This is a genomic window from Micrococcus sp. KRD026, from assembly GCF_017168445.1.
GTDB lineage: Bacteria > Actinomycetota > Actinomycetes > Actinomycetales > Micrococcaceae > Micrococcus > Micrococcus luteus.
Map to the genome: position 1 here is coordinate 68,473 of NZ_JABFBA010000019.1, position 9,015 is coordinate 77,487.

Annotated in this window: 9 protein-coding genes; 5 read left to right on the top strand and 4 right to left on the bottom strand. The window is 74.0% G+C overall.

The window, feature by feature from the left end; genetic code table 11:
• Positions 1-32: 32 nt before the first annotated feature.
• Positions 33-299, bottom strand: coding sequence for a 30S ribosomal protein S20 (rpsT, locus tag J1M40_RS06720; protein WP_002854699.1), 267 nt, complete (start codon positions 297-299; stop codon positions 33-35).
• 195 nt (positions 300-494) lie between these two features.
• Positions 495-1,157 (bottom strand): type II toxin-antitoxin system PemK/MazF family toxin, encoded by a 663-nt coding sequence (locus J1M40_RS06725; RefSeq protein WP_036317185.1) that lies wholly within the window; start codon positions 1,155-1,157, stop codon positions 495-497.
• 111 nt (positions 1,158-1,268) lie between these two features.
• Between J1M40_RS06725 and lepA the strand changes: the two genes are divergently transcribed.
• Both lepA and hemW read left to right on the top strand, forming a co-directional pair.
• Entirely contained in the window at positions 1,269-3,128 is a 1,860-nt protein-coding gene (lepA, locus tag J1M40_RS06730) for a translation elongation factor 4 (RefSeq protein ID WP_036317188.1), read from the top strand.
• On the top strand, positions 3,129-4,409 hold the full coding sequence (hemW, locus tag J1M40_RS06735; protein ID WP_036317191.1) for a radical SAM family heme chaperone HemW: 1,281 nt from the start codon (positions 3,129-3,131) through the stop codon (positions 4,407-4,409).
• A 15-nt stretch (positions 4,410-4,424) separates the two neighbouring features.
• Here the strand turns inward: hemW and J1M40_RS12730 are convergent, their stop codons facing one another.
• Both J1M40_RS12730 and J1M40_RS06745 read right to left on the bottom strand, forming a co-directional pair.
• Positions 4,425-4,844 carry a DUF4870 domain-containing protein gene (locus J1M40_RS12730; RefSeq protein ID WP_002854682.1) on the bottom strand — a complete coding sequence of 140 codons (420 nt, stop codon included), beginning with the start codon at positions 4,842-4,844 and terminating at the stop codon, positions 4,425-4,427.
• A 94-nt stretch (positions 4,845-4,938) separates the two neighbouring features.
• Entirely contained in the window at positions 4,939-5,799 is an 861-nt protein-coding gene (locus tag J1M40_RS06745; protein WP_036317197.1) for a DUF3097 family protein, read from the bottom strand.
• A 170-nt stretch (positions 5,800-5,969) separates the two neighbouring features.
• Here J1M40_RS06745 and hrcA point away from each other — a divergent pair, with 170 nt between their 5' ends.
• The 3 genes from hrcA (at position 5,970) to J1M40_RS06760 (ending at position 8,950) form a co-directional block, all read left to right on the top strand.
• A complete protein-coding gene (hrcA, locus tag J1M40_RS06750; protein WP_036317200.1) occupies positions 5,970-6,983 on the top strand; it encodes a heat-inducible transcriptional repressor HrcA in 1,014 nt (337 codons plus the stop codon).
• 75 nt (positions 6,984-7,058) lie between these two features.
• Positions 7,059-8,192, top strand: a complete 1,134-nt coding sequence (dnaJ, locus tag J1M40_RS06755) for a molecular chaperone DnaJ (protein WP_036317203.1) — start codon at positions 7,059-7,061, stop codon at positions 8,190-8,192.
• Positions 8,189-8,950, top strand: a complete 762-nt coding sequence (locus tag J1M40_RS06760; protein ID WP_036317210.1) for a 16S rRNA (uracil(1498)-N(3))-methyltransferase — start codon at positions 8,189-8,191, stop codon at positions 8,948-8,950. Before dnaJ ends, J1M40_RS06760 begins: the two co-directional genes overlap by 4 nt.
• The last annotated feature ends 65 nt before the right edge of the window (positions 8,951-9,015 follow it).

Genomic DNA, 9,015 nt, shown 5'->3' on the forward strand with positions numbered 1-9,015 from the left:
GCGGGGGCCGCGGTCACAGCCGGGGGCGTGGATTAGCCGAGGAGGGCCTTCACGCGGGCGGCGATGCCGGACTTGCGGTTCGCGGCCTGGTTCTTGTGGATGACGCCCTTCGAGGCGGCCTTGTCCAGCTTGCGGGAGGCGGTGCGCAGGGCGGCGGCGGCGGCCTCGGCCTCGCCGGCGGCGACGGCCTTGTCCACGGCGCGGATGGCGGTCTTCAGCTCGGACTTCACCGCGACGTTGCGCTGGCGCGCCTTCTCGTTGGTGAGGATGCGCTTCTTCTGGGACTTGATGTTAGCCAAATCGGGTCCTTCGTCGTCGGCGGCGCGGACGAGGGTCCGGGCGCCGCATGAACAGGGGGTCGTGGAGGGTGCCCGGATCCGTGGACTGAGCGGCGTGGGGAACACCGATGATGACCCGTTCCGGGGGTGCCCGTCGACCGGCGGACACAATGCGGACGATCCTACCACCCAGACCCCGCGATCCGCGCGGCCGACTCAGCGCACCCGCCTCCGGGCGCGGGCCAGCGCGGCCGTGACCCGGTCGAAGGCCGCCCGGTCCAGGACGCCGCCCTCCCGGCGCACCGCGGCCGGATCCACGCGGACCACCCGGTCCAGCTTCACCTCCGAGGCGCGGCCGGACCGGTCCCAGGCGCCTGCGCCCACGTCCACGTAGTCCTCGTCGCGGGTCAGCGCGTTGTTCCGGTCCCGGCTGGTCAGCATGAGCCCGAGCAGGAGCGCCCCGTCCCGGCCGATCAGGAGCACGGGGCGGTCCTTGCCCCGGCCGTCCATCTCCTCGTACGGCACCCAGGTCCACACGACCTCGCCCGGCCCGGCCGTCGGCCCGGGCGCGGGCGCGTATTCGACGCGGACGGTCCCGGTGAAGTCCGGCAGGGACACGTGGCGGTCGGTGTCCTGTCGCCGGGGCCGGCGCTCCTGCCCGGGCCCGGGCATCGGCCACGAGTCGGTGGGCTCCGTGGGGTCCCACGCGGGCCCGGGAGGCCCGGGCGGGCCCGGGAAGGGCGACGGGCCGCTCCGTTCGCCGGCCCGTCGACCGGCCTCAGAGGCGGCTCGACGCGGCCGGGCGTCGTCGCGGAGGGCGCCGATCAGGCGTGCCGTCCGGCGGCCGAGGGACAGGGCGCGATGCAGGTCGAAGGCCATGGGCGTGAATCTAGTGGACGCGCGGGCCCGGCGTCCGGGTCGGGTCGGCGGCGGGACATGAGAGACTAGGCGGTCAGAGTCCCGTCCCCGTCACCCGTAGAGGAAGTGCCCGTGTCGCCCCTGGCGTCGAACCCCCCGGTGCCCGCTGCCACCGACCCCTCGGTGATCCGCAACTTCTGCATCATCGCCCACATCGACCACGGCAAGTCCACGCTGGCGGACCGCATGCTGCAGGCCACCGGCGTCGTGCAGCCTCGCGACATGAAGGCCCAGTACCTGGACCGCATGGACATCGAGCGTGAGCGCGGCATCACCATCAAGTCCCAGGCCGTGCGCATGCCCTGGTCCGTGGACGGGGTGGACTACGCCCTGAACATGATCGACACCCCCGGGCACGTGGACTTCACCTATGAGGTCTCCCGCTCGCTGGCCGCATGCGAGGGCGCGATCCTGCTGGTGGACGCCGCCCAGGGCATCGAGGCCCAGACCCTGGCGAACCTCTACCTCGCCATGGAGCACGAGCTGGAGATCATCCCCGTGCTCAACAAGATCGACCTGCCCGCCGCGGATCCGGACCGCTACGCGGCCGAGCTGGCCTCCCTGATCGGCTGCGAGCCCGAGGACGTGCTGCGCGTCTCCGGCAAGACGGGCGTCGGCGTCGAGGACCTGCTGGACCGCGTGGTCCGCGCCATCCCCGGCCCGGAGGGGGACGCGGACGCCCCGGCCCGCGCGATGATCTTCGACTCCGTGTACGACACCTACCGGGGCGTCGTCACGTACGTGCGCGTCGTGGACGGCCGGCTCTCCCCGCGGGAGAAGGTCCGCATGATGTCCACGGGCACCACCTACGAGCTCCTCGAGATCGGCGTCTCCTCCCCGGAGCCCGTGCCCACGAACGGTCTGGCCGCGGGCGAGGTGGGCTACCTCATCACCGGCGTGAAGGACGTGCGTCAGTCCAAGGTGGGCGACACGGTCACCAACCACGCCCACCCGGCGGAGCAGTCCCTGGGTGGCTACGAGGACCCCAAGCCCATGGTGTTCTCGGGCCTGTATCCCATCGACGGCTCGGACTATCCCGTGCTGCGTGACGCCCTGGACAAGCTCAAGCTCAACGACGCCGCGCTCGTCTACGAGCCGGAGACCTCGGTCGCGCTGGGCTTCGGCTTCCGCGTCGGCTTCCTCGGTCTGCTGCATCTGGAGATCGTGCGCGAGCGCCTCGAGCGCGAGTTCGACCTCGATCTCATCTCCACCGCGCCCAACGTGGTCTACGAGGTCACCCGGGAGGACCGTGAGGTCGTCACCGTGACCAACCCCTCCGAGTTCCCCGAGGGCAAGATCCTCGAGGTGCGCGAGCCCATGGCCTCGGCCACGATCATCGTGCCGGCGGAGTTCATCGGCGCCGTCATGGAGCTGTGCCAGGCCAAGCGCGGCAACCTCAAGGGCATGGACTACCTCTCCGAGGAACGCGTGGAGATCCGCTACTGGATCCCCCTGGCCGAGATCGTGTTCGACTTCTTCGACCAGCTCAAGTCCCGCACCAAGGGGTACGCCTCGCTGGACTGGAAGGCCGACGGCGACCAGGTCGCCGACCTCGTCAAGGTGGACATCCTGCTCCAGGGCGAACAGGTGGACGCGTTCTCCTCCATCACCCACAGGGACAACGCCTACGCGTACGGCGTGATGATGACGGGCAAGCTCAAGGAGCTGATCCCGCGCCAGCAGTACGAGGTGCCGATCCAGGCCGCCATCGGCTCGCGCATCATCGCCCGCGAGAACATCCGCGCGATCCGCAAGGACGTGCTCTCCAAGTGCTACGGCGGAGACATCTCCCGCAAGCGCAAGCTGCTCGAGAAGCAGAAGGAGGGCAAGAAGCGCATGAAGATGGTCGGCCGGGTCGAGGTCCCGCAGGAGGCCTTCATCGCCGCCCTATCCTCGGACGGCGCCGGCGCCGACCAGGCCGCGAAGAAGTAAGTGCCCGCCCTGCCCCTCGGCGAGCCCGTCCCCGACGACGGCCGGCTGCCGGCCGACGTCGGGCAGCGGGTGCGCGCGGCCGCCCGCGACGGCGCGGCGCGCACCTTCAGCCTGTACGTCCACGTGCCGTTCTGCACGGTGCGCTGCGGCTACTGCGACTTCAACACGTACACGGCCGTCGACTTTGGCCCCGGCGCGGGTCGCGGCGACTACTGGGAGTCGGCGGTCGCGGAGCTGGACTTCGCCGCGGACGTGCTCGCGTCCTCGGACGTGCCCGCCCGCCCGCTGCACACGGTGTTCTTCGGCGGCGGCACGCCCACGCTCCTGCCGGCCGCGGACCTCGTGCGCATCCTCCAGGCGGCGGTGGACCGGTTCGGGATCGCGCCCGGCGCGGAGGTGACCACCGAGGCCAACCCGGACACGATCACCCCGGAGTACGCCCGCCAGCTCGCGGCCGGCGGCTTCACCCGCCTCTCCCTGGGCATGCAGTCCGCGATGCCGCACGTGCTCGCCACGCTCGAGCGCACCCATCGGCCCGAGTCCGTCCCCGCCGCCGTCGCCGCGGCCCGCGAGGCCGGCCTGGAGGTGTCCCTGGACCTGATCTACGGGACCGCGGGGGAGTCCCTCGCCGACTGGCGGGCCACGCTCGAGGCCGCAGTCGTCCTGGCCCCGGACCACGTGAGCGCGTACTCGCTGATCGTGGAGGAGGGCACCAAGCTCGGGGCCCAGGTGGCCCGCGGCGAGGTGGCGGACGTGGACCCCGACGACCAGGCGGACAAGTACCTGCTCGCCGAGGAGCTGCTCAGCGCCGCCGGCTACCGCTGGTACGAGGTGTCCAACTGGGCGCGGGATCCGCGGGGGTCCGGGGTCCACCGCGCGCGGCACAACGTGGCGTACTGGGAGGACCAGGACTGGTGGGGGATCGGCCCGGGCGCGCACTCGCACCTCGCCGGCGTCCGGTTCTGGAACGCCAAGCACCCCGCCGCCTACGCGCAGCGGCTGGCCACGGGGGTCACCCCCGCCGTCGGCCGCGAGCGGCCCGACGCCGACGCGCGGCGCCTCGAGCGCATCATGCTCGCGGTGCGCACGGTGGGCGGGCTCCCGACCGCGGAGCTCGTCTCGGAGACGCCGGGGGAGGCCGCGCGGATCCGCGGGGCGATCGCCGAACTCATCGCCGCGGGCCTGCTGGACGGGCGCGCCGCCGTCGACGGGCGCATCATCCCGACGCTCGAGGGGCGGCTGCGCAACGACGCGATCGTCCGGGCGCTGGCCGGCTTCTGACCGGCCGACCCCGGGTCAGCGCAGGATGCGCAGGTTGAACGGGTACCGGAACGGACGGCCCTTGGACACGTGCGAGGCGCCCATCACGCCGTAGACCGCCATGGCGGCCCACGTGAGCGCGCCGAGGATCGCGAAGATCGGGCCGACCACCGGCAACAGGGACAGGAAGAAGAACAGGAGCGTGATGAGCGTGGGCGGCCCGGAGAAGTTCAGGGCCTCCCGCGACTCCTGCGAGGTGAACGGGCCGCGGTCGCGATAGAGCAGCCACACGACCAGCGGGCCGAGCACGCCGAACGCCAGACTGAGATGGGCCAGCGCCGCGCGGTCACGGTCCTGCTTCGCCGTGAGCGGGGCGCCGCGGCCGCCGGCCGAGACGAGCCAGGCGGGCGGGCCGTGGCCGGTGCGGCCGGCGTCGGGCTGCGCGCGGGTGTTCACGAGGGGCTCCTCCTGGATCGCGGGACCCGCGCGCCGGGGACCGGGCGCAGGGCATGGGCCAGCATAGCGCGGGCGGGCGGGGGCCGCGCCGAGATCAGTGCTCGGGTGCGGCGGTGAGGAAGTCGATGAGCTCCTCCACGCGGCCCAGCAGGGACGGCTCGAGGTCCGCGTACGTGGTGACGTGGGAGAGCAGCCGCTTCCACCCCAGCCCCGTGGCCTCCTTGCTCCCGTGCGGCCAGCCCAGTCCCCGCAGGATCCCCGTCTTCCAGTCCTGCCCCTTCGGCACGACGGGCCACGCGGGGATGCCGAAGACGGAGGGCTTGATGACCTGCCAGACGTCCACGTAGGGGTGACCGAGGATGAGCACGTTGCCCGCGGCCCCCGGCACGCGCATGGCCTCGGCCGCGAGGCGCTCCTCCTTGGACCCGGTGACGAGATGGTCCACGAGGATCCCGAGCCGGCGCCGCGGACCGGGGGCGAACGCACGGATCGCCCCGGCGAGGTCGTCCACGCCGTGCAGGGGCTCCACGACGATGCCCTCGAGGCGCAGGTCCTCGCCCCACACCTTCTCCACCAGCTCGGCGTCGTGCACGCCCTCCACCCAGATGCGAGAGGCGCGGGCAGTGCGGGCCCGCGCCCCCTCGACCCGTCGCGAGCCGGAGGCGGTGCGGGCCGGCGCCGCCGGGGCCGCGGCGGTCGGGGGGACCAGGGTCACGGGCTCGCCGTCGATCCAGAAGCCGCCGCCGAGGGGGAAGCCGCGGCGCACGCCGCGGCGGTCCTCCAGGACCACCACGTGCACGCCGCCGGAGCGCTCGATGCCGCTCACGGCCCCGGTGAACCCGGAGGCCACGTCCTCGACCACCGTGCCGGGGGTGGCGGGCACATCGGGGACGGTCCGGGCGGGGCGGCGCGTCAGGTCGTCGTGGCCCGCGGGGCCCCAGCTGCTCCAGTCCATGGGAGAGCACGGTAGCAACGGGGGCGGGCGATCACCGTGAGCGAAGCCGTGCGGGCCGGTCGGGTCGTCCCCCGGGTCGGACGGTAGCATTGGCACTTGACCCGCCGGAGTGCCAGCCAGGGGCACCTCCGGGGTCGCCCCGGATCCCGACGGACCAGAGGAGGACCGAGATGTCGGAGCAGCCCCGCCGCCTGCAGGTGCTCCAGGCGATCGTGGAGGACTACGTGGCGCTGCGCGAGCCCGTGGGCTCCAAGGCGCTCGTGGAACGGCACGCCCTGGGCGTGTCCTCCGCGACCGTGCGCAACGACATGGCTGCGCTCGAGGAGGAGGGCCTCATCGTGGCCCCGCACACCTCCGCCGGGCGCGTCCCCACGGACAAGGGCTACCGCGTGTTCGTCGACCGCCTCTCCGAGGTGAAGCCGCTGTCCCCCGCCGAGCGCCGGGCCGTGCGGACCCTGCTGGACCCGGAGACGGACACCGAGCACATGATGGAGTCCACGGTGCGCCTCCTGGCCCAGCTGACCCAGCAGGTCGCCGTCGCGCAGTTCCCCCACGAGGACGGCTCCACGATCCGCCACCTCGAACTGGTCTCCCTCGCGCCCACGCGCGTGCTCGTGGTCCTCATCCTGTCCACGGGGCGGGTGGACCAGCGGCACGCCGTGCTGGACCGTCCGGTCGACGAGGCGGAGCTGTCCGTGCTCCGCGGCCTCCTGCTGGACGCCCTGCTGGGGCTCGGTCCGGTGCAGGCGGCCACCGTGGTGGACGACGTCGTCACCCGGGTCCGCCCGGAGCACCGGCAGTCCGCCGCCCTCGTGGCCGCGGCCGTCCACGACCTGCTCGAGGCCGGCCGGCAGGACCGCATCGTCCTGGCCGGCACCGCCAACCTGGCCCGCTCCCCGGGGGACTTCGGCGCGTCCATCGGGCCGATCCTGGAGGCGCTTGAGGAGCAGGTGGTGCTGCTGCGCCTGCTCACGGAGATGGAGCAGGACGCCCACGGGGTGTCCGTGCGGATCGGCTCCGAGAACGCCGGATCGCTCGCGGACACCTCGGTGGTCGCGGCCGCCTACGGCCCCGGCGCCGTGGCGAAGGTCGGCGTCATCGGTCCGACCCGGATGGACTACCCGGGCACCATGGCCGCCGTCCGGGCGATCGCCCGCTATCTCTCCCGCATCCTGACCACCTGACGCGCCTCCACGCGTCCTGGCGGGCCCCGTCCCGCATCGCCCCACGTCCCGCTCTCCCCGAGAGGAATCCCCACCGTGACCGACCACTACGAGACGCTCGGCGTCAGCCGTGACGCCAGCACCGAGGAGATCCGCCGCGCCTACCGCAAGCTCGCGCGCACCCACCACCCGGACGTCAACCCCGACCCGGAGGCGGCCGAGCAGTTCAAGCGCATCTCCCACGCCTACGAGGTGCTCTCGGACGAGGGCCGGCGCCGGGCCTACGACACGACGGGCAACGAGAACGGCCAGGCCGGCTTCCCGGGCGGCTTCGGCGGGGCGGGCGGCTTCGGGGGCTTCGCCGACATCTTCGAGACCTTCATGAACGCCGCCGGCCAGGGCGGCCGCGGCGGCCCCGCCAGCCGCGCCCGCCGCGGCCAGGACGCCCTGGTGACCGCGCGGATCGACCTGCGCGACGCCGTCTTCGGCGGCGAGCAGACGATCGAGCTGGACACGGCCGTGCGCTGCGATCGGTGCGAGGGCTCGTGCTGCGAGCCCGGCACCCAGCCGGAGACCTGCCAGACCTGCCATGGCCACGGCATGATCCAGCGCCCCGTGCGGTCGCTGCTGGGCACCGTCATGGCCACCGAGGCCTGCCCCGCCTGCCAGGGGTTCGGCACCGTCATCCCGACGCCCTGCCACGAGTGCGACGGGCAGGGCCGCGTCCGCACCCGGACGCCGCTGACCCTGCGCATCCCCGCGGGCGTGGACGACGGCACCCGCATCCACCTCGCCGGCCGCGGCGAGGCCGGCCCGGGCGGCGGCCCGAACGGCGACCTCTACGTGGAGATCGCGGTCCGCCCGGACGAGACCTTCCGCCGCGAGGGCGACCACCTGGCCACCACCGTGACCGTCCCCATGGCCGCCGCGGCCCTGGGCACCACCGTCACGCTGGACACCCTGGACGGCAAGCAGTCCCTCAGCCTGGACCCGGGCGTGCAGTCCGGCCACGTCGAGGTCCTCCACGGCCTGGGCGTCGGTCGCCTGCGCGGGCAGGGCCGTGGCGACCTCAAGGTGGACGTGGTGGTCACCACGCCCACCGACCTGGACGACGAGCAGCGCCAGCTCCTGGAGCGCCTGGCCGAGGTGCGCGGCGAGGAGGTCGTGCACGGCGCACCCCAGGCCAAGGGCATGTTCGCCCGGCTGCGGGAGAACCTGAGGAACCTGTGACCGCCCCCCTGTTCCACCTCGAGCCGGGCGCCCTGGCCGGCGCGAGCGCGGGCGCGGAGGTCGTCTTCGACGGCGCCGAGGCCCGGCACGCCGCCGCGGCCATGCGCCTGGCCCCCGGGGAGGCCGTGCTCCTGGCCGACGGGTCGGGCACGCTCGGCCACGGCACCGTGCTCGCGGCCGCCCCGGACGCGGTGTCCGTGCGGCTGGACGCGGTGGCGGAGGAGCCGGCGCCCACCCCGGCGCTCGTGCTCGTCCAGGCCCTCGCCAAGGGCGACCGGGACCTCATGGCGGTCCAGGCCGCCGTCGAGCTCGGCGTGGACGCCGTGGTGCCCTGGGAGGCGGAGCGCTCGATCGTCCGCTGGAAGGGCCCCAAGGCCGCCAAGGCCCGCCGGAAGTGGGCGGACACGGCCCGCGCGGCCGCCAAGCAGGCGCGTCGCGCCCGGGTGCCCGCGGTCCGGGACCACGTCTCCGGGACGGCGGTCGCCGGGCTGGCCTGGGACGACGACGGCGGCCGGCTCGTCCTCGTACTGCACGAGGACGCGGAGCACGGGGTGTCCGCGGTGCCGGCGGAGCGACTCTCCGCGGCCGTCGAGATCGCCGTCGTCGTGGGCCCCGAGGGCGGGATCGGCCCGGCCGAGCTCGAGGCCTGCGTGGCCGCGGGGGCCGTGCCGGTGCGGCTCGGCCCGCACGTGCTGCGCGCCTCCACGGCCGGCCCCGCCGCCCTCGCCGTGCTCCAGCACCGGCTCGGCCGCTGGTGAGCCCCGGCAGGACGGCGCGCCGACGCCTAGACTGGTCGGGATGTCCCGCCCCCGCGACCCCGAGG

Coding starts and splice junctions, on each gene's coding strand:
- hrcA (WP_036317200.1), top strand. CDS start 5,970: ATGTCGGAGCAGCCCCGCCGCCTGCAGGTGCTCCAGGCGATCGTGGAG.
- J1M40_RS06725 (WP_036317185.1), bottom strand. CDS start 1,157: ATGGCCTTCGACCTGCATCGCGCCCTGTCCCTCGGCCGCCGGACGGCA.
- J1M40_RS06745 (WP_036317197.1), bottom strand. CDS start 5,799: ATGGACTGGAGCAGCTGGGGCCCCGCGGGCCACGACGACCTGACGCGC.